At 72.8% G+C, this 23,027-nt stretch carries 21 protein-coding genes; 10 read left to right on the forward strand and 11 right to left on the reverse strand.

All coding sequences use genetic code 11. From position 1 onward, the window contains the following. The coding region (locus tag QSK26_RS36580) for an endo-1,4-beta-xylanase (RefSeq protein WP_285779933.1) at positions 1-1,164 on the reverse strand (1,164 nt) is incomplete at its 3' end. 289 nt (positions 1,165-1,453) lie between these two features. Here QSK26_RS36580 and QSK26_RS36585 point away from each other — a divergent pair. Beyond that, positions 1,454-4,510: an alpha-mannosidase gene (locus QSK26_RS36585; RefSeq protein WP_285779934.1), complete on the forward strand. Its 3,057-nt coding sequence runs from the start codon at positions 1,454-1,456 to the stop codon at positions 4,508-4,510. 10 nt (positions 4,511-4,520) lie between these two features. Here the strand turns inward: QSK26_RS36585 and QSK26_RS36590 are convergent, their stop codons facing one another. The 3 genes from QSK26_RS36590 to QSK26_RS36600 form a co-directional block, all read right to left on the reverse strand. Next, the gene (locus tag QSK26_RS36590) at positions 4,521-5,387 is read right to left on the reverse strand and encodes a GDSL-type esterase/lipase family protein (RefSeq protein ID WP_285779935.1); all 867 of its coding nucleotides are present in this window, start codon (positions 5,385-5,387) and stop codon (positions 4,521-4,523) included. 524 nt (positions 5,388-5,911) lie between these two features. Then, positions 5,912-6,256 (reverse strand): hypothetical protein, encoded by a 345-nt coding sequence (locus QSK26_RS36595; RefSeq protein ID WP_285779936.1) that lies wholly within the window; start codon positions 6,254-6,256, stop codon positions 5,912-5,914. Between the two features lie 168 nt (positions 6,257-6,424). After that, positions 6,425-7,273, reverse strand: coding sequence for a helix-turn-helix domain-containing protein (locus QSK26_RS36600; protein ID WP_285779937.1), 849 nt, complete (start codon positions 7,271-7,273; stop codon positions 6,425-6,427). A 185-nt stretch (positions 7,274-7,458) separates the two neighbouring features. Between QSK26_RS36600 and QSK26_RS36605 the strand changes: the two genes are divergently transcribed. Both QSK26_RS36605 and QSK26_RS36610 read left to right on the forward strand, forming a co-directional pair. Then, on the forward strand, positions 7,459-8,037 hold the full coding sequence (locus QSK26_RS36605; protein ID WP_285779938.1) for a TetR/AcrR family transcriptional regulator: 579 nt from the start codon (positions 7,459-7,461) through the stop codon (positions 8,035-8,037). Positions 8,038-8,112: 75 nt separating this feature from the next. Then, a complete protein-coding gene (locus tag QSK26_RS36610; protein ID WP_285779939.1) occupies positions 8,113-9,291 on the forward strand; it encodes an MFS transporter in 1,179 nt (392 codons plus the stop codon). Between the two features lie 43 nt (positions 9,292-9,334). Here QSK26_RS36610 and QSK26_RS36615 read toward each other — a convergent pair whose 3' ends face one another. Further along, positions 9,335-9,805: a MarR family winged helix-turn-helix transcriptional regulator gene (locus QSK26_RS36615; RefSeq protein WP_285779940.1), complete on the reverse strand. Its 471-nt coding sequence runs from the start codon at positions 9,803-9,805 to the stop codon at positions 9,335-9,337. Positions 9,806-9,864: 59 nt separating this feature from the next. On the opposite strand from QSK26_RS36615, the gene QSK26_RS36620 reads away from it, so the two are divergent. Next, positions 9,865-10,275: a cupin domain-containing protein gene (locus QSK26_RS36620; RefSeq protein WP_285779941.1), complete on the forward strand. Its 411-nt coding sequence runs from the start codon at positions 9,865-9,867 to the stop codon at positions 10,273-10,275. 105 nt (positions 10,276-10,380) lie between these two features. Here QSK26_RS36620 and secA2 read toward each other — a convergent pair whose 3' ends face one another. Both secA2 and QSK26_RS36630 read right to left on the reverse strand, forming a co-directional pair. Continuing rightward, the gene (gene secA2 / locus QSK26_RS36625; RefSeq protein WP_285779942.1) at positions 10,381-12,606 is read right to left on the reverse strand and encodes an accessory Sec system translocase SecA2; all 2,226 of its coding nucleotides are present in this window, start codon (positions 12,604-12,606) and stop codon (positions 10,381-10,383) included. Positions 12,607-12,728: 122 nt separating this feature from the next. Next, the gene (locus tag QSK26_RS36630) at positions 12,729-13,610 is read right to left on the reverse strand and encodes a DMT family transporter (protein ID WP_285779943.1); all 882 of its coding nucleotides are present in this window, start codon (positions 13,608-13,610) and stop codon (positions 12,729-12,731) included. 233 nt (positions 13,611-13,843) lie between these two features. Between QSK26_RS36630 and QSK26_RS36635 the strand changes: the two genes are divergently transcribed. Together QSK26_RS36635 and QSK26_RS36640 are read left to right on the forward strand one after the other, a co-directional pair. After that, positions 13,844-14,206, forward strand: coding sequence for a VOC family protein (locus tag QSK26_RS36635; RefSeq protein ID WP_285779944.1), 363 nt, complete (start codon positions 13,844-13,846; stop codon positions 14,204-14,206). A gap of 211 nt (positions 14,207-14,417) precedes the next feature. Next, positions 14,418-15,281 carry a DMT family transporter gene (locus tag QSK26_RS36640; protein ID WP_285779945.1) on the forward strand — a complete coding sequence of 288 codons (864 nt, stop codon included), beginning with the start codon at positions 14,418-14,420 and terminating at the stop codon, positions 15,279-15,281. On the opposite strand, the gene QSK26_RS36645 is transcribed toward QSK26_RS36640, so the two are convergent. Continuing rightward, positions 15,278-16,408, reverse strand: coding sequence for an FAD-dependent monooxygenase (locus tag QSK26_RS36645; protein ID WP_285779946.1), 1,131 nt, complete (start codon positions 16,406-16,408; stop codon positions 15,278-15,280). The two genes, QSK26_RS36640 and QSK26_RS36645, sit on opposite strands and share 4 nt — an antisense overlap. 69 nt (positions 16,409-16,477) lie before the next feature. Here QSK26_RS36645 and QSK26_RS36650 point away from each other — a divergent pair, with 69 nt between their 5' ends. Further along, entirely contained in the window at positions 16,478-17,065 is a 588-nt protein-coding gene (locus tag QSK26_RS36650) for a TetR/AcrR family transcriptional regulator (protein WP_285779947.1), read from the forward strand. Between the two features lie 129 nt (positions 17,066-17,194). On the opposite strand, the gene QSK26_RS36655 is transcribed toward QSK26_RS36650, so the two are convergent. Next, positions 17,195-17,779, reverse strand: coding sequence for a GNAT family N-acetyltransferase (locus tag QSK26_RS36655; RefSeq protein WP_285779948.1), 585 nt, complete (start codon positions 17,777-17,779; stop codon positions 17,195-17,197). 137 nt (positions 17,780-17,916) lie between these two features. Then, positions 17,917-18,420, reverse strand: a complete 504-nt coding sequence (locus QSK26_RS36660) for a cupin domain-containing protein (RefSeq protein ID WP_285779949.1) — start codon at positions 18,418-18,420, stop codon at positions 17,917-17,919. A gap of 190 nt (positions 18,421-18,610) precedes the next feature. On the opposite strand from QSK26_RS36660, the gene QSK26_RS36665 reads away from it, so the two are divergent. The 3 genes from QSK26_RS36665 to QSK26_RS36675 are packed head-to-tail and all read left to right on the forward strand — an operon-like array spanning position 18,611 to position 22,104. Next, positions 18,611-19,825, forward strand: coding sequence for an acyl-CoA dehydrogenase family protein (locus tag QSK26_RS36665; protein ID WP_285779950.1), 1,215 nt, complete (start codon positions 18,611-18,613; stop codon positions 19,823-19,825). A 9-nt stretch (positions 19,826-19,834) separates the two neighbouring features. After that, the gene (locus QSK26_RS36670; protein ID WP_285779951.1) at positions 19,835-21,001 is read left to right on the forward strand and encodes an acyl-CoA dehydrogenase family protein; all 1,167 of its coding nucleotides are present in this window, start codon (positions 19,835-19,837) and stop codon (positions 20,999-21,001) included. Beyond that, positions 20,998-22,104 carry an acyl-CoA dehydrogenase family protein gene (locus QSK26_RS36675; RefSeq protein WP_285779952.1) on the forward strand — a complete coding sequence of 369 codons (1,107 nt, stop codon included), beginning with the start codon at positions 20,998-21,000 and terminating at the stop codon, positions 22,102-22,104. Before QSK26_RS36670 ends, QSK26_RS36675 begins: the two co-directional genes overlap by 4 nt. 139 nt (positions 22,105-22,243) lie before the next feature. On the opposite strand, the gene QSK26_RS36680 is transcribed toward QSK26_RS36675, so the two are convergent. Further along, positions 22,244-22,843 (reverse strand): TetR/AcrR family transcriptional regulator, encoded by a 600-nt coding sequence (locus tag QSK26_RS36680; protein WP_285779953.1) that lies wholly within the window; start codon positions 22,841-22,843, stop codon positions 22,244-22,246. Between the last annotated feature and the right edge of the window lie 184 nt (positions 22,844-23,027).

Below are 23,027 nucleotides of genomic sequence, written 5' to 3' on the forward strand. Positions count from 1 at the left end.
GCCGGCGAGGCCGCTGCCGCCGGTGTCGGTGGCGGGGGTCCAGGAGAGGGTGGCGCCGGTGGCGGTGACGCCGGCGGCGGTGGGGGTGCCGGGGGTGGTGGGCGGGGTGGTGTCCGAGCCGCCGCCGCCCGCCGCGAGCGCGTCGTGCACCGCCGTGTACGCGGGCTTGGGCTGGTAGTTCTCGTCGTAGATCAGCGCCGCGCCCTCACTGGGGAAGGTGTCGGGCACCCAGGAGTGCCGGTCGGTGAAGCCCCAGATCGTGATCCCGGCGCAGGCCGTGACCGCGAGACAGGCGTTGACCATGTCGCGGTAGTACGTCGCCTGCGTGGCGTCCTTGCTCGTGCTGCGCGGCATCAGCATCCGGATGTCCAACTCGGTGATCCGCACCTGCACGCCGAGGTTCGCGAAGCGCTGGATGTTCTGCTGCACCTGGCCGGGGAAGCCGTACTGCGTGCTCAGGTGGCCCTGGATGCCCACGCAGTCCACCGGCACGTTCTGCGCCCGCAGCGACTGCACGAGCTGGTACATCGCGTCGCTCTTCGCGTTGATGCCCTCGACGTTGTAGTCGTTGATGCACAGCCGCGCGTTCGGGTCGGCGGCGCGGGCGGCCCGGAAGGCGTCGGCGATGTAGCTCTGGCCCAGCCGCTGGTACCAGAACGAGTTGCGCATGCCGCCGTTGTCGTCGAAGACCTCGTTCACCACGTCCCAGGAGACCAGCGAAGGGTTGTTCGCGTACCGGCCGACGACCTGGCTGATGTGGTTCTGCATCGCCGTGCGCATCTCGGTGGCGCCGAGGTTCTGCACCCAGCTCGGCGTCTGGCTGTGCCAGACGAGGGTGTGCCCGTGCACCTCCTGGTCGTTCTGCTGGGCGAAGGCCATGATCGCGTCGGCGCCGGAGAAGTTGAACTGGCCCTGGGTGGGCTCTGTCGCGTCCCACTTCATCGCGTTCTCGGCGGTGATCTGGTTGAACTCGCTGCCGGCGATGTTCCGGTAGGCCGTCTCGCCGGACAGCGGGCCGGTGGCGAGCGCGGCGCCGATGAACTTGCCGCGTGCCTCGGCGTGCGTCCGCAGGGACGCCGAGGCGTCGGCCGGTGAGGCGGGGAGCAGGAGCGCGGTGAGGAGCCCGAGGGCGGCCGTGGCGGCGAGGGCCCTCACCCGCGCCACAGGTTGGACAATGAAGGACGAAAGCACTGGCATCTACCTTTCAACCGACATACCGCCGATAAGCTGATTCCAGGGAGGTTTCCGAAAGTTTTCGGCGCATCCCGGATCTTCCAGGACGTTACAAAGCGCATGATGGCCTGGCAATGACGGTGAGATCGGCGGTCCATCGCACCAGCTAGGAAAGAGAAACTATCGGCTTGATAGTGAAACTTTCAGGGACCGGCGTGCGGGATGCCGTCGGGGGATGCTCGGAGAACGCCGGAATCACCTGGGCTGGGGAGGCCCTGCAATGCACGACGATCGTTCCCTGGTGGAGCGCCGCCTTGACCGCGCGCTGCGTGAGCGGATACGGCCCGCGGTCCACGCCGAGGCCACGCCGCTGGACGTCGAGGTCTGGCACGTCCCGGGAGAGCCGGTCCCGGTCGCGCGCGCCCTTGAGGCCCGGTACACGCCGTTCCGGCCCGGCGACCCCTGGGGGCCGCCCTGGGGGACGAGCTGGTTCCGGCTGCGCGGGCGGGTGCCCGAGGGCTGGGCGGGACGCCGGGTCGAAGCCGTGATCGACCTGGGGTTCACCGGGGCGGGGCCGGGGTTCCAGGCCGAAGGGCTCGTCTACGACGCCGCCGGCGTGCCGATCAAGGGCGTGCACCCGGAGAACCGGTACGTGCCGGTCACCGCGCCCGAGGTGGACCTGCTGGTGGAGGCGGCGGCCAACCCGGCCATCCCGCTGCCGGCGCCGACCGAGCTGGGCGACATCCTGACCGCGGGCGACGCCCCGATCTACCGCTTCGGCCGGGCCGACCTCGCCGTGCTGGACGAGACGGTGTGGCACCTCACCCTCGACGTCGAGGTGCTGCGCGACCTGATGGCCGAACTGGACGTCGCCGACCCGCGCAGGCACGAGATCCTGCGCGCCCTGGAACGCATGCTGGACGCCCTCGACCTGCACGACGTCGGCGCCACCGCCGGGCAGGCCCGCGCGGAGCTGGCCGGGGTGCTCGCCAGGCCCGCGCACGCCAGCGCCCACCGCGTCTCCGCCGTCGGCCACGCGCACATCGACTCCGCCTGGCTGTGGCCGCTGCGCGAGACCGAGCGCAAGGCCGCGCGCACCTTCGCCAACGTCACCCGCCTGGCGGAGGACTACCCCGAGCTGGTCTTCGCCTGCTCCCAGGCCCAGCAGTACGCCTGGGTGAAGGACGCCCAGCCGCACGTCTACCGGCGGATCCAGGAGGCGGTGCGAGCGGGCACCTGGGTACCGGTCGGGTCGATGTGGGTCGAGTCGGACGCCAACCTGCCCGGCGGCGAGGCCCTGGCCCGCCAGCTCGTGCACGGCAAGCGGTTCTTCGCCGAGGAGTTCGGCGTGGACACCGAGGAGATCTGGCTGCCCGACTCCTTCGGCTACACCGCCGCCTTCCCGCAGCTCGCCAAGCTCGCCGGGGTGCGCTTCTTCCTCACCCAGAAGCTGTCGTGGAACCAGACCAACCGCTTCCCGCACAGCACCTTCTGGTGGGAGGGCATCGACGGCACCCGGATCTTCACCCACTTCCCGCCCGCCGACACCTACGAGGCCCGGCTGGAGGCGTCCGAGCTGGCCCGCGCCGTGCGCAACTTCACCGAGAAGGGGCGCGGCACCGGGTCGCTGCTGCCGTTCGGGTACGGCGACGGCGGCGGCGGGCCGACCCGCGAGATGCTGGAGAAGGCCCGCCGGCTGCGCGACCTCGAAGGCTCCCCGCGGGTGGTGGTGGAGCCGCCGGCGGCGTTCTTCGAGCGGGCGCTCGCGGAGTACCCCGACGCGCCCGTCTGGTCCGGCGAGCTCTACCTGGAGCTGCACCGGGCCACCTACACCACCCAGGCCAGGACCAAGGCCGGCAACCGGCGCAGCGAGCACCTGCTGCGCGAGGCCGAGCTGTGGGCGGCCACGGCCGCCGTGCGCGACGGCGCCGCCTACCCGTACGAGGCGCTGGACGGGCTGTGGAAGGAGGTGCTGCTGCACCAGTTCCACGACATCCTGCCCGGCTCCTCGATCGCCTGGGTGCACCGGGAGGCGCGGGCGGCCTACGAGCGGATCCGGGTGGAGCTGGAGGCGCTGATCCCCGGCGGCGCGGGGCCGTACGCGCTGAACGCCGGGCCGTTCGACCGGGACGAGGTCGTGACCGTGGACGCCGGCGCGCTGCCGGGCGCGGTGCAGAAGCTGGAGGGCGGCGAGGTGGCCGGGTGGGCGTCCGCGCCCGCGCTCGGCGCCGGCCCGCTGACGGCGCAGGCGCCCGCCTCCGTCCCCGGGGTGCGGGTCACCCGGGCCGGTGACGGCCTGGTGCTGGACAACGGGCTGCTGCGGGTCGAGGTCGACGCCGACGGGCTGCTCGCCTCCGTGCTCGACCTGGCCGCCGGTCGCGAGGCGCTGGCCCCGGGCGCCAGGGGCAACCTGCTCCAGTTGCACCCGGACCACCCGCTCGCCTGGGACGCCTGGGACATCGACCGGCACTACCTGCGCCGGCACACCGACCTCACCGACGCCGAGGAGGTCACCGTCACCGACCACGGCCCGCTGGTCGCGACCGTGCGGGTCACCCGCCGCTTCGGCGACTCCCGGATCACCCAGCGGTACCGGCTGCGGGCCGGGTCCGGCGCGCTGGAGTTCGACACCGAGGTGGACTGGCGGGAGTCCGAGAAGGTGCTCAAGGCCGCCTTCCCGTTCGACGTGCACGCCGACCGGTCCACCGCCGAGATCCAGTTCGGCCACGTGCACCGGCCCACGCACACCAACACGAGCTGGGACGAGGCCCGGTTCGAGATCTGGGCGCACCGCTGGCTGCACGTGGGCGAGCCCGGGTACGGCATGGCGCTGGCCAACGACTCCACCTACGGGCACGACGTCCGGCGCGGCACCGGCGAGGCCGGCCCGGTCACCACCGTCCGCCTGACCCTGCTGCGCGCCCCGCACAGCCCGGACCCGCGCACCGACCGGGACGTGCACAAGATGACCTACGCGCTGGTGCCCGGCGCGGACGTGCCCGCGGCGATCCGCGCCGGGTACGCGCTCAATTTGCCGCTGCGCGCCGCCGCGGCCGATCCCGGGGCGCCGCTGGTCCGGGTGGCGGACCCGGCGGCCGTGGTGGAGGCGGTGAAGCTCGCCGACGACGGCTCGGGGGACGTGATCGTGCGCCTCTACGAGTCGCTCGGCGGGCGGGTCGCCACCCGGCTGCGCCCCGGCTTCGGGGTCGGCCGGGCGCAGGTCGCGGACCTGCTGGAACGCCCGCTGGCCGACCTGCCCTCCGCCGACGACGGCGGCATCCCGATCACGTTGCGCCCCTTCCAGGTCCTGACGCTGCGGCTCACCGCGGCGTCCTGACGGCGGGCGGTCAGCCGGGGGGGCGGGTGAGGGCGGCGGTTCCCGTGTTGCGGACCGTCACCTCGCCCTGGTGGCCGTTCTGCCAGGAGCCCACCGTGCGGTAGGTCGCGGTGCAGCCGCCGGACGGGACGGTGGGGGTGGGCGTGGGGGGCGGGGTGGGGGTCGGCGGGGGTGCGTCGCCGAGGGCGGCGGCCAGGGCGGGGAACCACCGGTCGGCCATCTTCCGGTCTCCGGCCGCGTTGGGGTGCACGCCGTCGTAGGTGTCGGCGGAGGTGCTGAACCCGGTCCACTGGTCTACGACGGTGACCGGCGAGGCCGGGGTGGACTTCCCCGCGGCCCAGGACGGGATCGCGGCGTTCAGCGCGACGACCCGCTGCCCGCACGGGGCGCAGCCGGCGGGGCTCATCGGGATGAGCTGCGCCACCAGGATCCGCATGTTCGGATTGCTCGCCCGCATCTGGTCCACGAGCCGGCCGTACGCGGCCAGGATCGTCGAGGGCGGCCGGTCGTTCCACACGTCGTTGGTGCCGAAGTGCATCAGCACCACGTCCGGCCGGGTGGCGGCGAGCCAGCCGGGCAACTGGTTCCGGTCGGCGACGTCGGTGACCAGCGCGCCGCCGTGCCCCTCGTTGTCGCCGTCGTGCGCGACCGCGCAGCCCTGCGGCGGGAGCGTGCCGACGAAGTCGATGTCGGTGCGGCCCGCGGCGCGCATCCGGTCCCACAGCAGCGCCCGCCAGCAGCCGGGCGAGCCGGTGATCGAGTCGCCGAGCGGCATGATCCGCACCGCCGCGGCGGGCGCGGGCGCGGTCGGCCCGGCGATCGGGTGGACCGGCGCCAGGCTCAGCGCCGCCAGGATTGAGATGAGTGCCTTCTTCATGCCGCTTCTCCCTGTGGTCGCCCGCGCGATCGTAGGAACGCGTTCAGGGACCGGGAAGGGTCGCCCCCGTGGCCCCCGTGCGAACTGCGGCGAAGCCGGGAAGGGCCGCTTCTGTGGCCCCCGTGCGAACTGCGGCGAAGCCGGGAAGGGCCGTGCACCTTTCATGCTAGGCGCAGCCGCGCGGACGTCGTCTCGCGGGTGCCCGGCGGGCACGCGGGACGATGAGGGGCGGGACGCCCGAGCGGGGCACGGCGGCGCGGTGCCACGCCGGTGCGGGGGATGCCGGTGCGGGCGCCTGTCTGGAGGACGCCGGCGGGTTCGCGGCCGAACTGGTCGTGGAGAGCGCGCCGGACCCGGCCTGGCGCTCGGCTCGCGTAACGCCCCCGGTCAGGCTCGCGAGCCGGCCCGGCAGGCCGCCGGGATGGTCCGGGCGCCCGGACGGACGGGCGGCGTTGCCCGTCGTCCTCGGGACAGGTCGGTGTGCGGTCGTGCGGTGTGGTCAGGTGTGCGGTCGTGCGGTGTGGTCAGCGGGCGGCCGGCGAGTCCTCCTCGGCGAGGATCCCGGCCGGATCGGCGAGGAGCTCGGGCGGTTCGGCGAGGAGCTCGGGCGGCGACTGACCGGCGCGGAGCTGGGCATAGCGGGTGACGATGCGGAGGGCGGCATGCGTGGGATCGGTGGCGGGATGACGGTCATAGGTGAAGCGGCGGCGCTCGGCGTCCCAGCCGGTGCGCCACCAGAACCGCGACCCGTCGCTCCACACCACCAGGCCGGGCCAGACCGGGATCAGTGCCAGCCCGAAACCGGCGTGGAAGCCGGCGGCGATTCCCTGGTTGTCGAGTGTGTGACACAGCTGTTGGGCCGCTCGCACGGCAGGCGAAAGAGGGGTGAGTCGAGGTGAGGCCATGCCCGAGACGTTAGAAAATGTGAAGATTCGATAGCCAGGAAGTTGCGTGATGTTGCTCCGAAGCGCAACTCTTTTCTGCCGCTCTGATATCCGGGTTTGGGACGCCGATTATTGACAAAGATACTGGAGGGCCTAAAGGGAGTCGAGTTCACGGATCGCCGTGTCGATTCTCTGTAACGCGGCGTCGCCGTACACCGCCGCCTCGGCGAGCCTGCCGAACGCCTTTTCGTACAACGCGACGTCGTTCGGCGCGTTGATGCGCAGCTGGCCGGGGATGGTGTCCACCCTGACCTGGTTGCTGTCGTAGATCCAGAAGTTCTCCGGCGGCATGATGGGCGGCCGGACGTGCCAGGGGACGATGCCGAGGCTGATCTGGGGCAGCCGCATGAGGTCGATCAGCCGGTTGAGCTGCACGACCATGGCGGCCGGGGCGCACAGCCGGGTGCGCAGCGCCTGGTTGCCGAGCAGGAACATGAAACGTCTCGCGCCGCTGGTCAGGACGTTCTGCTGTTCGAGGCGGCCGGTGACCGCGGAGTCCAGGTCGTCGGGGAGGCCGCGGAAGTCGATGATCACCGACAGGTGGGCGCGGGCGTACTCGGGGGTCTGCAGCAGCCCGGGGACGGCGCTGTGCTGGAAGATCCGGAAGTGCTGGGTGCGCTCGTAAAGCGGCTTGAAGGAACGTTGCACATACGCCAGGCCGTTTTCCTGGAGCCTGCGCCATTCTGTGTACAGCGAATCGATGTTCCGCGCGTTGGCGATGAGGTCGACGACGTAACTGTCGTTTCCGCAGATCCGGCACCATTCCCTGATGTCGGCCTCGCTCGGCATCTGCGTGCCGTTCTCGATCTTCGAGATCTTCGAGTAGTGCCAGCCGGCTCGTTTCGCCAGTTCGCGTCCGGTGAGGCTCGCTTCGCTGCGGATCTCCCGCAGCCGGGCGGCGAGGATGCCTCTCGCCTCTTTGATGCGCTCCGCAGACGACATGGGGTGAGTCGCCCCTTCGCTCTTATGGAATATTCCGCTGTCAACGTAGCTTGCTGTTGCAGTTTGTTGCTAGTCGCCATATTGCGGTTCGGTACCGAAGACCCGAGTGGCGGGAGGGGTGCCGGTGCCCGGTGTGACGCGCCCGTTTGTTGACTGATCTGTACAGAACAGGCTAGCTTCGGCCCATGGCCAGACCCCGCGAGTTCGACCCGCAGGCCGTGCTGGATGCCGCCATGGAGGTGTTCTGGGAGCAGGGATACGAGGCGACCAGCACCGAGGACCTGTGCAGGCGCACCGGGCTCGGGCGCGGCAGCCTGTACAACGCCTTCGGCAGCAAGCACCGCCTCTACGAGGAGGCGCTCCGCCGTTACGCCGAGACGAGGGCGGACGCGCAGCTGAGGATGCTCGCCCGGCCGGGGCCGGTGCGGGAGCGGCTGCGCGAGCTGATGCTCGGGGTGATCGACGCCGACATGGCCGATCCGCGACGGCACGGCTGCCTGGCGCTGAACGCCGCCACCGAGTCCGCCGGGCGCGACGGTGAGGTGCCCGGCCTGGTGCGCCGCCACTTCACCGACCTGGAGCAGGCCCTCTGCCATCTGGTGACGCTCGGCCAGGCCGCCGGCGAGCTGCCCGCGGGCCGGCCGCCGATCCAGGTGGCGCGCACCTTCCAGAGCGCGTACTACGGGCTGCGCGTCCTCGCCAAGGTGACCGACGACAGGAACGCCCTGCTCGACGTGGTGGAAGGGGCGCTCGCGGCCCTGTAGGCCGGCGCCGCCCCCGGTGTCACGCTGCCCGTTTTCTGTACTGATCAGTAAATAATCTGGTGAGGAAAGAGTCATATGACCGTTCCCGTCCTGATGCTGTGCGTCTTCGGCATCACGACCGGCGAGTTCGTCATCGCCGGGATCCTGCCGGACATCGCCGGCGACCTGGCGGTCTCGATACCCGCCGCCGGCCTGCTGGTGACGGCGTACGCCGTCGGGATGATCGTCGGCGGTCCGGTCCTGACCGCGCTCACCGCCGGCCGGCCCCGCAAGCCGCTGATCATGGCCCTGCTCGGGGTGGTGATCGCCGGCAACCTCGCCTCCGCGCTCGCGCCCACCTACCCCGTGCTCTTCGCGGCGCGGATCGTCACCGCGCTGGTCACCTCCACCTTCTTCGCCAACGCGATCGTCATCGCGGCGTCGAGCGCCCCGCCGGGCAGGCAGGCGTCCACCGTGTCCAAGGTCGTCTTCGGCATGAACCTGTCCATGATCCTCGGCGCGCCCATCGGCACGTACGTGGGCGGCGCCTTCGGCTGGCGGTCCACCTTCGCCGCCATCGTCGTGTGCTGCGCCCTCGGCCTGCTCCTCGTGGCGCGGCTGGTGCCGGATGTCAGGGACGCCGCGCCGGCCACCTCCGCCCTCGCCGAACTCCGCGTGCTCGGCGGCCGTGACGTGCGGCTCGCCATCCTGGTCACCGCCGTCGGCAACGCCGGGCTGCTCATGGTGTTCACCTATTTCGCGCCGTTGCTCACGGAGGTCTCCGGGTTCCCGGCCGGCGCGGTCGCCGCGCTGCTGCTGGTGTACGGGGTGGGCGCCGCGGCCGGCAACGTCATCGGCGGCCGGCTCTCCGACCGCGCGCCGATGCGGGCGCAACTCGGCCTGCTCGCCGTCCTCGCCGCGGCGCTGGTGCTCACCTGGGCGGTCGGCGCGAACGCGACGGCCGTCGCGATCATGGTCTTCGTGCTGGGCGCGGCGGGATTCTCCGTCATCCCCGGCATGCAGGCCAGGGTCCTCGCCACCGCCGCCGCGGCCCCGACCCTGGCCATGGCGGTGAACGCCTCCGCCTACCAGGTCGCCGCGGCCCTCGCCGCCTGGCTCGGCGGCCGGGTCATCGACGGCGGGCTCGGCCTGCGATCCCTCTACCTCGCCGGCGCCGCCGTCACCGTCGCCGGGATCGCCCTGAGCGGGTACGTGTGGCTCCGGGAGCGGGGCCGGGACGAGGGGCGGGGGGCGGCGTCCGCGGCGGTGTCCTGACGCGTCGGTGTCCGCTCGGTGTCCGCTCGGGGCCTGCTCCGAGTCAGTTGCCGCCGAACCAGCCGGGGATGTCGAGCTGGAAGAGGTCGTGCGGGGTCACCTTGCGCAGGTCGGCCTCCAGGGCGTGCAGGCGGTCCGCGCCCAGGGTGGCCGCCCAGCGGGCGCGCAGCTCGTCGAAGACGCGTGCCGACCTCGCCAGGGCGTCGGCGCCGCGACCGGTGAGCCGCACGATCTTGCTCCGGGCGTCGGCCGGGTCGGGGTGGCGCTCCACATAGCCCAGGCGTTCCAGCGTGTCGATGTGCTTGGCCGCCGCCTGCTTGGTGACACCCAGGCGGCGGCCCAACTCGGCGGCGCTGGTGCCGCCCGGGCCGATCGCCTGGAAGACGAAGCCGTGCATCGGGCGGAGGGCGGGGTGCCCCTGCCGGGACAGCTCGGCGTGCAACTCGTCGATGAGCACGCGGAAGCCGAGAAGCAGGCGTAGAGGCAGCTCGAATCCCGGGGGCTCACTTGACACAATCGACAACCAGGTTCACTATTTCGACAACCATGTTGCCTAATTTAGGGGATTCCGCGATGTCTGTCATCCGTCATGCCGACAGCCGCCGTACCGAGACGCCCAACGCCGTCATGACCACGCTCGCCTCGCCGGAACAGGGTGGGGCGGCCACCGTCGTCTGGCGGGTGGACATGCTGCCCGGCCAGGCCGGACCGTTGCACGGCATCGACGCCGAGCAGGTGTGGACCGTGCTGGACGGTTCCGCCACCGTGGAGCTCGACGGCGAGACGCTCACCGTCGCGCCCGGCGACACGATGGTCATCCCGGCCGGCGTGCCGCGCCGGGTGGCCACCGGCGACGCGGCCGGCTTCGCCGCCGTGGTCGTCGCGCCGGCCGGGATGCGCGCCTACCCGCTCGACGGCAGCACCGTCTCCGCCGCCTGCGCGGTGCCCGCCGGAGACAAAGTCATCCCGGCCTGGGTCGTCTAGCGGGCGGGCGCCAGGGTGGCTCCGGGCGCCGATCCACCACCCGATCCGAGCGCGGCGGCTCCCGGGCCGTCCACGCGCCACCCCGGCGGCACGGACGGCGGGTCGCTAGTCCCGGCCGCGGGCCTTGGTCGCCAGGCGTCTGAGGATCCGCTCCCAGGCGGTGCCGAAGGGGTTGTCCTGCACCATGTACGTCCAGGTGGCGGTGGGCCGCTTGAGGCCGGCGGCTTCGAGGTCGGCGCCCTCGGCGGTGATCGTCACGCTGTCGAAGGTGGCGATGGACTCGGTCTCGATCTCCTCCAGCAGCCGGCTGTAGGCGGTGACCGCCTCGCGGTGGAACTCGTCCAGCGGGTTCATCCGGCCCAGGGACCGCAGGTGGATGCCCTCACGCAGGTCGCCGAGGAAGGCGACGTGCCGGGTCCAGCCCTGGTCGAGGTGGAACAGCACGATCTGCCGGGCCGCCTCCTGCAGGACGGTCTCGCCGGCCACCTCCAGCAGCTCCGCCCACCGGTCGGGACGGGCCTGCGCGAACGCGTCGGCGGCGACGTCGCCGCCCAGCACCTTGGCCCTGCGCTCCAGCACCTGGGCGCGCTGCTGCTCAAGGAGACGGGTGTAACGCCAGGTGTTGCGGTGGATCTCCAGGTTGGCGCCCTCGGCGACGCGCTGGGCGTGGCCGACGATCTGCTCGCCCCGCCGGTTGCGCACCACGCCGTCGCGGTCGGCGGCGGGCGGGCGCTCCTCCGGCGCGAACCGGGTGATCAGCTCGTCCTCCAGGCTGACGTAGAACATCGACGCGCCGGGGTCGCCCTGCCGCCCGGCCCGGCCGCGGAGCTGGTCGTCGAGGCGGCTGCTGGAGTGCCGGCCCGAGCCGATGACGTAGAGCCCGCCGAGGTCGGCGACGCCCTCGCCGAGCCGGATGTCGGTACCCCGGCCGGCCATCTGGGTGGACACCGTGATGGTGCCGCGCTCGCCCGCCCTGGAGATGATCGACGCCTCCTCCGCGTCGTTCTTGGCGTTGAGCACCACGCAGTCGAGGCCGCGCCCGCGCAGGGTGAGCGCGAGCCGCTCGGACTCGGCCACGTCGAGCGTGCCGATCAGGATCGGCTGCCCCGCGCCGTGCACCTCGACGATCTTGTCGACCAGGGCGCTGTCGCGGTCGGTCACCGTCGCGAACAGCACGTCCGGCTCGTCGGTGCGCACGCAGGGCTTGTTGGGCGGGATCACCGCGACGTCCAGCCCGTAGAACTCCTTGAGCTGCTCGCCGACCGCGACCGCGGTGCCGGTCATGCCGCACTTCTCGGGATAGCGGGTGATCAGGCCCTGGATGGTGATCGAGTCGAGGATCTCGCCGGTCTCGCTGGCCGGCAGCGCCTCCTTGGCCTCCACGGCCGCCTGCAACCCGTCGGGCCAGCGCTGGAGCAGCGCGACCCGCCCCCTGGAGGGGTTGATCAGCTGCACCTTGCCGTCACGCACGATGTAGTCGATGTCCCGGGTCAGCAGGGCGTGCGCGTGCAGGGCGAGGTTGATCTCGGTCACCGTCTCGGGCGTGTCGTAGAGGTTGACGCCGTCCAGCGCCTTCTCCACGGTGTCGATGCCCTGCGGGGTGAGGAAGACGTTGCGCCCCTGCTCGTCGATCTCGTAGTGGTAGCCGCGGACGAGCCGGCGCACCAGCGCGGCCGTCTCCGGCACGGCGTCGGCGGCGTCGGCCGCGCCCGCCAGCACCAGCGGCACCCGCGCCTCGTCCACCAGCACCGAGTCGGCCTCGTCGATCAGCGCGACGTTGGGCTCGGGCACCACGACGTCGGCCGCCCGGGTGGCCAGCCGGTCCCGCAGCACGTCGAAGCCGATCTCGCTCACAGAGCCGTAGGTGACGTCCCTGGCGTAGGCCTCGCGGCGCTCCTGCGGCGTGGACGTCTGCCCGATCCAGCCCACCGTCACGCCGAGCGCGGCGTAGAGCGGCCCCATCCACTCGGCGTCGCGCCGGGCGAGATAGTCGTTGACCGAGATGACGTGCACCCGCTTGCCCTGTAACGCGTAACCCGCCGCGGCCATCGCGCCGGAGAGCGTCTTGCCCTCGCCGGTGGCCATCTCGGCGACGTCGCCGGCCAGCAGCGCGAGCATGCCGGTGAGCTGCACGTCGTAGGGGCGCAGGCCGAGCGTGCGGGACGCGGCCTCGCGGACGATCGCGCAGAACTCCGCCTGATCGTCCAGCGACGGCACGGGCAGCTCGTCCAGCGCCCTGACCCGCTCCTCGCGCCTGCCCGCCTCGGCCACCACCCGCTCGAAGGACGTGATGTCGATCGAGCCGGGGCGCTCCAGGAAGCGTCTGATCATCTGCCGTATCGAGGCCACGTTCCCTCCAACGAGCCGTTCGAGGGTCGCGTTCCCCGAAGGATCTCAGTATGCCCGCTCCGCCGTACCCGGGGGCACCCCCCTCGGCGGAGCGGGCATCACCGTCAGTCGCGCTCGGCGAGCGCGAGCAGCAGCACCGCCAGGAGCAGCACGCCGGCGCCGGCGGCGGCGAGCGGCGCGAGACGTTCACCGAGGAGCAGGACGCCGATGAGCGTCGCCCCCACCGGCTCGACCAGCGAGATGACCGACGCCGTGGTGGCCCGTACGGCGGTCAGCCCGGTGAAGAACAGCCCGTACGCCAGGGCGGTCGGCACCGCGCCCAGGTAACCGAGCAACGCCCCGGCGGCCACCGGGTCGGCGGATGCGGGCAGCACCCCCTGGACCAGGGCGAGCGGCAGCACGCAGAGCGCGCCGACGGCCAGGGCGCCGAGCGTCGTGCCGAGCGGGTCGTCGCGCACCGCGCGGCCGGCCAGGGTGACGCCCGCGTAGGTCACGGCGGACAGCAGCGCCCAGCCGAGTCCGGCGGAGGAGAAGCCGTCCCCGCCGCCGTCGCCGGTCAGCAGCAGCAGACCGGCGACGGCGGCGGCGATGCCGAGCGCCCCGGAGCGGCCGAGCCGTTCACCGAGGGCGAGCCGGGCGCCGACGGCGACCAGGACGGGGCTCGCGCCCAGCGTCACGACCGTGGCGATCGCGACGCCGGAGCTCTCGATCGCGGCGAAGTAGGCGCTCTGCGAGATCGCCATCCCGGCCCCGGTGAGCACCACGTGCCGGGCGGACAGCCGGGCGCGGCGGCGCGGGCGGCCGGCGGTCAGCAGGCGGAAGGCGGCGAGCAGGGCGGCGCCGACGGCGAAGCGCCAGAAGGAGACGGCGACCGGGCCGAGGTCGCCGACGCGGTAGAGGAGCGCGGCCGCGGCTCCGCCGGTACCCCAGGCGGTGGCCGCTATGGACACGTACAGCAGGCCCTGCCGTACGGAAACGTGCGTCATCGGAATCTCTCCGGGTGGAGTGGTCGGCTGATGGGCCCGTACGCGGGCAGCGACCACCCGCCGGATCACCCGATCCGGCTGACAGGGAACCGCCCGCTAGCGGGCGGTGGGGGGAGAGACGATGAGAGTGAACGGCACGTGCGCAGGGTAGCGGCCGGGCCGGGGGCCGGGCCACGGGATTTCCCCGCCGGTACCTGACGCCACCTGACAGGTATGGTCGCCACGATGGGCGCATGACGACGAAAGCCAAGCTCATCGCGTTCACCATCGACTGCGCCGAGCCGAGGAAACTTGCCGGGTTCTATGCCACGATCCTTGACGGATTCGAGGTCCAGTACGTGGACGACGAGTACGCGGGCATCGGGGACGGCACCACTTCGATCTACTTCCAGCGCATCCCCGAGCGGGAGCCCGCCGCCTGGCCCGGTCCGGGCAAGCAGTTCCACCTGGACCTCCGGGTGCCCGACGTGGACCGGGCGGTCGAGGAGTTTCTCGCGCTCGGCGCCACCAGGCCGGACTTCCAGCCCGGTAAGGACGGGGTCGTGCTCGCCGATCCCGAGGGCCACCTGTTCGACGTCTACCCCGAAAGGTCCTGAGAAAATTCATCTACTAACAGACGATGAATCGTGAAATAGCCGCCTACCAGGCCGGTTGCCGGGAGACGGGCATGCCGGAAGCGCTCCGGGCGTGCCGGAGCGGGCCGCCGGGGGACCGGCAGACGTTCATGGTTCCCTAAGCTTGAGTAATGCGCACCCCGATTTCTCCCCTTTCCGCGCTCGCGGACTGCCGTCGTGTCGGAGGTCACCGATGATCTGGGCGGGAGTGGGCATCGCCCTCATCGGCGCGCTGGGGTACGCGCTGGGAGCGGCTTTGCAGCAGTTCGAGGCGGTCGCCGAGGGGGCGTCGCTCAAGCTGGTCAGGCGGCCCAGATGGTGGGTGGGCGGCATCATCGGGTTCACCGGGGCGTGCCTGCACGCGGTCGCGCTCAGTTTCGCGCCGCTCGTCGTGGTACAGCCCGTGAGCGTGGCGACCCTGGTCTTCGCCGTGCCGCTCGCCGCCTTCCTGCACGGCAGGCGTCCGCACCGCGGGGAGATCTTCGGATCCATCGCGGTGGCGGGCGGCCTGCTCGGGCTCATGCTCCTGGTGCCGCACCAGGTCAGCACCCCCCGGCTCGGCGACGGCGCCGCGCTCGGCTTCCTGGCCTGCGTGGGCGTCATCGTGCTGGTGTGCCAGCTGGTGGCGCGGCGGCTGACCGGGGCGGTCAAGGCGCTGGTGCTCTCCGTCGGCGCGGGCGCGGTGACCGCCGCGGTCTCCACGTTCGTCCGGGTGGTGGGCGGCGGCATGGGCGGCGACCTGGGCCGGCTGGTGCACTGGTTCACGCTGCTGATCCCGGCGCTGCTCATCTGCGCCGTGGTGCTGCTGCAGAAGACCTACGAGGTCGGCTGTTTCGGCGTCGCCTACGCCGGGGTGCAGGTGGTCGACCCGATCACCTCCGTGATCGCGGGAGTGGTGCTCCTCGGCGAGCCGCTGCCCACCGGCGTGGCCTCGGTGGTCCCCGCGCTGCTCGCCGCCGGCGTGCTCGTCGCGGGCACGGTCGCGCTCGGCCGGCTCGCCCCCGACCACACCCGCGTCGCGGCCGAGCGCCCCCGGCCGGTGCCGGTCGGGTCCTAGGCGGCAGGCGGCGTCCAGCCGAGGACGTCGTCCATGTGGCGCAGCAGGAGGTTCGCGTCCAGCCGCCCGCCGATGGCCATCGCCCGGTCGCGCAGCCGTACGGCGAGCGGGTTGCGCAGCGTGGTCGCGCGGGCGATCCTGCGGGACCTGCGCACGATCGTCGTGGTGCGGGGGAGCCGGGCCGCGGTGTAGGCGGCCTGCCGGCCGGGGGCGCCCGCGAGATGGGCCAGCACGACGGCGTCCTCGATCGCCTGGCAGGCGCCCTGGCCGAGGTTGGGCGTCATGGCGTGCGCCGCGTCGCCGAGCAGCACGACCCTGCCCCGGTGGAAGGCGGGCAGCGGCTCGTCGAGCGAGAGCACGTCGTGCCTGAGCACCTGGGCCGGATCGGCCGCCGCGAGCAGCCGGGGGATGGGCGCGTGCCACCCGCCGAACAGCCGGAGCAACTCGTCCTTCTCACCCGAGGGAGCCGACTGACCGGCGGGGGCGGTGGCGTAACAGTAGACCAGGTCGCCGGACAGCGGTACGACGCCGAAGACCAGGCCCCTGCCCCAGGTCTCCGAAGTCATCACCGGCACGTCCTGCCGGGGGACGACCAGCCGCCAGCTCGTCACGCCGGTGTGCACCGGGCCGGGGTGGGCGGGGAAGAGCGCCCGCCTGGTGGCCGAGTGGATGCCGTCGGCGGCGACCACGAGGTCGGCCTCGACCTCGCCGGCGGCGGTGGTGACCACGCCGGTCCCGGCGTCCACGGCGGTGACGGGCGTGCCGAGTCTCAGCGACCCGCCGTCGAGCCGGCCGGCCAGCAGGTCCACCAGGGTGGCGCGGAGCACGAGCACGATCGAGTCGCCGTACCGTTGCGCGGCGTGCTCGCCGGTCGTGCGCAGCAGCCACTCGCCGCCCGGCCGCCGGATGCCCACCTCCCCCTGGACCGAGGACAGGCCGCGCAGGGCGTCGCCCAGCCCGATCGTGTCCAGCGCCTTGAGCGCGTTGGCCCCCACGCTGAGCCCGGACCCGACCGGGTCCAGCGAGGGCGCCCGCTCGAAGAGCGTCACCGCCCAGCCTTTCCGTTGCAGGGCGACGGCCGAGGTCAGCCCGCCGATGCCGCCGCCGATCACCACTGCGCGCCCCATGCCCGCTCCTCACTACAGTTGTAGTTACCGCACTCGTAGTGAACACCACTACCGGTGTAGTGTGCAACCGTGGTGCCGCCGGGGATCTCCGCCAGGGCCGCGCTCGTCGCGGACGCCGCCATCGACCTGCTCGTGGACCGTGGGATGCGCGGGCTGACCCACCGCGCCGTGGACGAGGCGGCCGGCCTGCCGGGCGGTTCCACCTCCAACCTCGCCCGCACCCGCGCCGCCCTGCTCGAACTCACCCTCGCCCGCCTCACCGAGCTGGAGTCCGCCGACTTCGCCCAGGTGATCGGCGGCGATCTCGGGCTGGAGGGGGGAGTCGACGGGTTCGCCGAGACGGTGGCGCGGCTGTTGCACCACCAGCTCACCGAGGGGCGACGCCGTACGCTCGCGCGCTACGAGCTGGCCCTGGAGGCCACCCGCAGGCCCGAGCTGCGCGAGGTCTACGACCGGGCCGGAGCCCGCTTCCGCACCCTCGCCACCGAGCTGTTCAGCGCCGCCGGCTCGGCCGACCCGGCGCGGCACGGCGGCCAGTTCGTGGCCTTCGCCGAAGGCATGCTCTTCGACGCCGTCGCGGGCGCGGGCGCCCGGCCGTCCCGGGCGGACCTGCGGGCGGGCGTCGGCGAGATCCTCCGCGGCATGCTCACCCGGTGACGCGGCCGGACCCCGCGTACGGCTCGGCGCCCCGCGACCGGGCCGGCGCCCCGCGACCGGGCCGGGCGAGAGCCGGTCGCGCCCGTGAGGCGGGGGTCCTTCACGCGGAGCCGGTGAAACGGGGGTCCCTTACGCGGAGCCGGTGAGGCGGGCGCGGCAGGCGGGCCATTCGGAGTCGAGGATGCCGAAGTAGGCCGTGTCGCGCCAGGTGCCGTCGGGGCGGCGGCGGTGGCGGCGCAGGGTGCCCTCGTGGACGCCGCCGATGCGGCGGATGGCGTTCTGCGAGCGCAGGTTGAGGTGGTCGGTCTTGAGCAGGACCCGGTTGCAGCCGAGCTTGTCGAAGGCGTGGTCCAGCAGGAGGATCTTGCACTCGGTGTTGACCCCGGTCCGCCACACCGCCCTGCCGTACCACGTCCAGCCGATCTCCACGCTCTCGTCGAAGCCGGGGACGTCGCAGTAGGCGCTCCAGCCGACGGCCCGGCCGGTCTCCCTGAGGATCACCGCGAAGGGCGCGTAGGCCGGGTCGCTGATCAGGTGGCCGGCGATCTCCGCCAGCTCCGCCTCGGTGCGCGGCGTGGCCCTGGGCATCCACCGCCACACCTCGTCGTCTCCGCCGCCGGCCAGGAACAGGTCGGGCACGTGCCCGGCGGCGAGCGGTTCGAGGCGTACGGCGGCGCCGTCGAGGACGACGGGTGAGGGCATGCTCGCGGTCATGCGACCGACCGTAGGGGCGGGGTCGGGACGTCCGGAAGTGCCACTTCCGGGTCGTTGCGGGGGACCAGTTCTCCCCGCCGGCGGGGCTCGACGACCTTCGGCGGCCCGGGGCGATTCGGTGGGGCCGGTGGCGGTGCTCAGCAGGGCGGGGGTGGGCCGAGGATGTCGATGCCGTGCCGGGCGGCGGTGTGGCCGAGGGCGACGGGGTTCGTGACGGGGTCCGTGGCCGTGGTGCCGGGAGGGGGGAGGGTGCGCTCGCGGGCGGGCTCGCCCACGGCGGCGGCGAACCGTTCGAAGCCCGGCGGCGCGGTGATCTGCAGGGCGCGCAGCGGCTCGCCCGGCCCGGTGACGAACGTGTGCGCCAGCCCGACCGGCAGCAGCGCGAAGTCCCCGGGACCGGCGGGCAGGATCTCACCGGCGCAGTGGAAGACCGCGGTTCCCGCCAGCACGTAGAACAGCTCGTCCTCCAGGCGGTGCCGGTGCAGCGGCGGGGCGAACCCCGGCGGGCTGACGAACTCGGCGACGGTCAGCGCCCCGCGCGTCTCGGCGCCGGTGGCCTTGACGACGGTGAGCCCGCCGAAGAACCACAACGCCTCCCCTTCGCCCGCCCGGCACACATAGGGACGCCCGAAAAAGGCCATAAATCATCATAAAACTCCATGCCGCCTACGAGCTGCCCGCCCTGCCGGATCCCCGCGTCCGGGATCGCCCTGCGGCCGACGCCCGGGATGGCCCCGGGTACGGGTCAGGACGCAGAATCGCGGTAGGTGGAGTGTGTCGACATGCATACCGGCTGGTCGGTACGCTCGGCGTAGACCGCGAGGAGGAGCAGTGGATTTCCTGTACGACGCCACGACCAACGATCTGCGGAAACGGCTCACCGACTTCATGGACGAGTGCGTCTACCCCGCGGAGGAGGCGTTCGAGGCCCAGGCGGAGGAGTCCGGCTGGCGCGTCCCGCCGCTCATGGAGGACCTCAAGGGCGAGGCCCGCACCCGCGGCCTGTGGAACCTCTTCCTGCCCGGCGAGCGCGGCGCGGGGCTCACCAACCTGCAGTATGCGCCGCTCGCCGAGATCATGGGCCGCAGCCCGCGGATCGCGCCCACCGCCACCAACTGCGCCGCGCCGGACACCGGCAACATGGAGCTGCTGGCGTCGTTCGGCGCCGACTGGCAGCGGAAGGAGTGGCTGGAACCGCTGCTCGCGGGAGAGATCCGGTCCGCCTTCGCGATGACCGAGCCCGACGTCGCCTCCTCCGACGCCACCAACATCTCCACCGCGATCGTCCGCGACGGCGGCGAGTACGTGATCAACGGTCGCAAGTGGTTCGCCTCCGGGGCGATGAACCCGAACTGCAAGATCTTCATCGTGATGGGCAAGACCGATCCCGCTGCGCCCTCCCACCGGCAGCAGAGCATGGTGCTGGTGCCCAGGGACACCCCCGGCCTCACCGTCAGGCGCGGGATGCGGGTGTTCGGCTACACCGACGGCGACCACGGCGGCCACGCGGAGCTGCTGTTCGAGGACGTGCGGGTGCCGGTGGACAACCTCGTCGGGGAGGAGGGCGGCGGCTTCGCCATCGCCCAGGCCCGTCTCGGCCCCGGCCGCATCCACCACTGCATGCGGCTGATCGGCATCGCCGAGCGGGCCGTGGAGATGATGTGCCGCAGGTCGCTGGCCCGCACGACGTTCGGCAGGCCGGTCGCCCAGCAGGGCGTGGTGCAGGACTGGATCGCCGAGTCCCGGGTGCGCATCGAGCAGCTCCGCCTCCTGGTGCTGAAGACCGCCTGGCTGATGGACACGGTGGGCAACAGGGGCGCGCACACCGAGATCCAGGCCATCAAGATCGCGACTCCGCGCGAGGTCGAGTGGATCCTGGACAAGGCGATCCAGGTGCACGGAGCCGGCGGCGTCAGCCAGGAGTTCCCGCTCGCCGGGCTCTGGGCGCACGCCCGGTCGCTGCGCCTCGCCGACGGGCCGGACGAGGTGCACAAGCGTTCCCTGGCCTACAGGGAGCTCAAGAAGTACATGATCCCGGAGGCGTGAGGACCCGTGGTGAACGAGGCAGACATCAGGGAGCGGGCCCGGGCGTTCCGCGCCGGGCACGATCCGGCGGACCGCCTGGCGTTCCTGCGGGCGCGCTTCGACGCCGGGCTCGCCTGGGTGCACTTCCCCACCGGCCACGGCGGCCTCGGCGCGCGCCGCGAGCTCCAGCGGGTCGTGGACAAGGAACTCGGCGACGTCCCCCAGCTCGCGCCCGGCAAGATGGCGATCGGCCTGGGCATGGCCGCGCCCACGATCCTCGCCTTCGGCACGGAGGAGCAGAAGAAGCGCTTCCTGCGCCCGCTGTGGACGGGGGAGGAGATCTGGTGCCAGCTCTTCAGCGAGCCCGGCGCCGGGTCCGACCTCGCCACGCTGGCCACCCGGGCCGTGCGCGACGGTGACGAGTGGGTGGTGGACGGCCAGAAGGTGTGGACCTCCGGGGCGCACCACTCCAGGTGGGCGATCCTCGTCGCGCGCACCGACCCCGGCGTGCCCAAGCACCGCGGCCTCAGCTACTTCGTCTGCGACATGCGGGCCCCCGGCGTCGAGGTCCGCCCGCTGCGCCAGATCACCGGCGAGGCGGAGTTCAACGAGGTCTTCCTGACCGGCGTGCGGCTGCCGGACGACCTGCGGCTCGGCGAGGTCGGCGACGGCTGGCGGGTCGCCCAGACCACGCTGATGAACGAGCGCGTCGCCATCGGCGGCGGCGACGTACGGCGGGGCGGCGGCATGATCGGCATGGTCGCCGACACCTGGCGGGAGCGTCCCGAGGCGCGCACCCACGACCTGCACCAGCGGCTGCTGCGGCTGTGGGTGGAGTCGGAGGTGACCAGGCTCGCCGGGGCCAGGCTGCGCGCGCAGCTCTCCGCCGGCCAGCCCGGCCCGGAGGGGTCGGGGATGAAGCTCGCCTTCGCCCGGCTCAACCAGGAGCTGACCGGGCTCGACCTGGAGATGCGCCGCGACGAGGGACTCGGCTACGACGACTGGACGTTCCGCCGCTCCGAGGCGGTCGACTTCGTCGGGCGCGACCCCGGCTACCGCTATCTGCGCGCCAAGGGCAACTCCATCGAGGGCGGCACCTCGGAGATCCTGCGCAACATCATCGCCGAACGCGTGCTCGGCCTGCCGTCCGAGCCGCGCGTCGACAAGGACGTCCCCTGGAAGGATCTGCCGCGGTGACCGATCTTCTCTACACGCAGGTCGAGGAGGAACTGCGGGCCGCCGTGCGCGACGTGCTCGCCGACAGGTGCCCGCCCGCGGCCGTGCTCGGCCGGATCGAGACGGCCTCGCCGTACGACCTGGACCTGTGGCGGACGCTGGCGAGGGACGTCGGGGTGGCGGGGCTGCTGGTGCCGGAGTCCCTCGGCGGCGCGGGCGCGTCGGCGCGGGAGGCGGCGGTGGTGCTGGAGGAGCTGGGCCGGGCCGTGGCGCCGGTGCCCTTCCTCGGCAGCGCGGTGCTGGCCACCTCGGCGCTGCTCGCCGCGGCCGACGCCTCCGCCGAGGCGGCCTCCTGGGTGCGGCGGCTGGCCGCGGGCGAGGTGACGGCGGCGCTCGCCGTGCCGTTCTCGGCCTCGCCGTACCGGGAGACCGGCGACACCGTGACGGCCGGCGGGGACGGCGCGCTGAGCGGGCGGGTGGCCGCGGTCGCCGGGGCGTCGGTGGCGGACGTGCTGGTCGTGCCGGCCGCCGGGGCGCTCTACGTGGTCGAGGCGGCGCACGCCGGCGTGGAGGCGGCGCCGTCGCTCGACCTCACCAGGCAGCTCGCCACGGTGACGCTGTGGGAGGCGCCCGCCGTCCGGGTCGCCGCCGATCTGGCCGGGGTACGGCTCGCGCTGACGGCCGGGGCCGGGCTGCTGGCCGCCGAGCAGCTCGGCGTGTCCGACTGGTGCCTGGACACGACGATCGCCTACGTCAAGGAGCGGCACCAGTTCGCCCGGCCGGTCGGGTCGTTCCAGGCGATCAAGCACCGGCTGGCCGACCTGTGGTTCGACGTGGCCCGCGCCCGCGCCGCGGCCAGGGCCGCCGCGGACGCGCTGGCCACGGCGAAGGACGTCACGGAGGACGCCGCGCTGCCGGTGGCGGTCGCCGCGTCGTGGTGCTCCGACGTGGCCCTGCACGCCGCCGAGGAGGCGCTGCAACTGCACGCAGGCATCGGGATGACCTGGGAGCACCCCCTGCACCTCTACCTGAAGCGCGCCAAGTCCGTGCAGATCGCCCTGGGCACCCCGGGCGACCACCGCGCCGCGCTCGCGGAGCTGGCCGACCTGCCCAGCCCCGCCTGACGCCAGGACGGGCGGGGGCGGTCTCGTGGGGGACCGCCCCCTCCGGATGCTCTCCGGGCCGGGCGGGCGCCCCTGCGGGCGTTCCCGGGGCCCGGTCCTGCGGGCCCCCTGCGGGCGTTCCCGGGGTGCCGGGAGCGTTCTAAGGGCGTAGCGAGGTCAGCAGCATGTCGGCGAAGTGGGCGCCCACCTCGGCGCCGGACAGCGGGCCGTCGGTGTGGTACCAGGTGCCGAGATGGTGGACGGAGCCGAAGAAGAAGTCGACCACGATGTCCGCCGGGATGTCGGCCCGGAAGACGCCCTCCCGCTGCCCCTCGGACACCAGGTCGCGGAACCGCTCGTGATAGCGGCGGCGCTCGGCGCGCACGCTCTTGTGCGTGTCGGGCGCGAGCTGGTGCATCGACCGGAAGAAGATCTTGGAGTCGTCGAGGTTCTCGACCGTCGTGAGCACCACGTCGGCCGCCGCCGCGTGCAGCCGCTCGGTGACCGTGCCCGGCCCGTCGGCCACCTTCGTCAACCGCTCCATCTGCAGCCGCAGCACCCGGCCGTAGATCTCGTGCAGGAGATCGTCCTTGGAGTCGAAGTAGTGGTACATGGCGCCCTTGGTGACCCCGGCGGCGGTGACGATCTCCTGGACCGACGTGCTCTCGAAACCCCGCTCCGCGAAGAGCCGCGTCGCCTCGGCGAGCAGCCGCCGCCGCACGGGCTCGGGTTCCCCGGCCGGGTTTCCGCTGCGCGCCATCGAGACCTCCCGCTACGCTCGGATCGCCGAGCTCCCGCCGCTAGGATACCGACTGGTCGGTAAGAACACTGGCGTGCATGGCCGAATTCCGTCATCCAGGTGTCCCGTCCCCCCGGACCGGGAATCTACAGCGACGGCGAGGGTCTTCAGCGTGGCAGATCGCTCGACCGTGCCTTCGTCTCCT

Origin of the sequence: Microtetraspora sp. NBRC 13810 (assembly GCF_030268685.1) — a bacterium.
GTDB lineage: Bacteria > Actinomycetota > Actinomycetes > Streptosporangiales > Streptosporangiaceae > BSRQ01.

Excerpts from the sequence above, each read along its gene's own strand:
- QSK26_RS36605 (WP_285779938.1), top strand. The coding sequence starts at position 7,459 with ATGGCCAGACCCCGCGAGTTCGACCCGCAGGCCGTGCTGGATGCCGCC.
- QSK26_RS36610 (WP_285779939.1), top strand. The coding sequence starts at position 8,113 with ATGACCGTTCCCGTCCTGATGCTGTGCGTCTTCGGCATCACGACCGGC.
- QSK26_RS36590 (WP_285779935.1), bottom strand. The coding sequence starts at position 5,387 with ATGAAGAAGGCACTCATCTCAATCCTGGCGGCGCTGAGCCTGGCGCCG.
- QSK26_RS36645 (WP_285779946.1), bottom strand. The coding sequence starts at position 16,408 with ATGGGGCGCGCAGTGGTGATCGGCGGCGGCATCGGCGGGCTGACCTCG.
- QSK26_RS36585 (WP_285779934.1), top strand. The coding sequence starts at position 1,454 with ATGCACGACGATCGTTCCCTGGTGGAGCGCCGCCTTGACCGCGCGCTG.
- QSK26_RS36640 (WP_285779945.1), top strand. The coding sequence starts at position 14,418 with ATGATCTGGGCGGGAGTGGGCATCGCCCTCATCGGCGCGCTGGGGTAC.
- secA2 (WP_285779942.1), bottom strand. The coding sequence starts at position 12,606 with ATGATCAGACGCTTCCTGGAGCGCCCCGGCTCGATCGACATCACGTCC.
- QSK26_RS36620 (WP_285779941.1), top strand. The coding sequence starts at position 9,865 with ATGTCTGTCATCCGTCATGCCGACAGCCGCCGTACCGAGACGCCCAAC.
- QSK26_RS36635 (WP_285779944.1), top strand. The coding sequence starts at position 13,844 with ATGACGACGAAAGCCAAGCTCATCGCGTTCACCATCGACTGCGCCGAG.
- QSK26_RS36680 (WP_285779953.1), bottom strand. The coding sequence starts at position 22,843 with ATGGCGCGCAGCGGAAACCCGGCCGGGGAACCCGAGCCCGTGCGGCGG.
- QSK26_RS36655 (WP_285779948.1), bottom strand. The coding sequence starts at position 17,779 with ATGACCGCGAGCATGCCCTCACCCGTCGTCCTCGACGGCGCCGCCGTA.
- QSK26_RS36660 (WP_285779949.1), bottom strand. The coding sequence starts at position 18,420 with ATGGCCTTTTTCGGGCGTCCCTATGTGTGCCGGGCGGGCGAAGGGGAG.
- QSK26_RS36600 (WP_285779937.1), bottom strand. The coding sequence starts at position 7,273 with ATGTCGTCTGCGGAGCGCATCAAAGAGGCGAGAGGCATCCTCGCCGCC.
- QSK26_RS36630 (WP_285779943.1), bottom strand. The coding sequence starts at position 13,610 with ATGACGCACGTTTCCGTACGGCAGGGCCTGCTGTACGTGTCCATAGCG.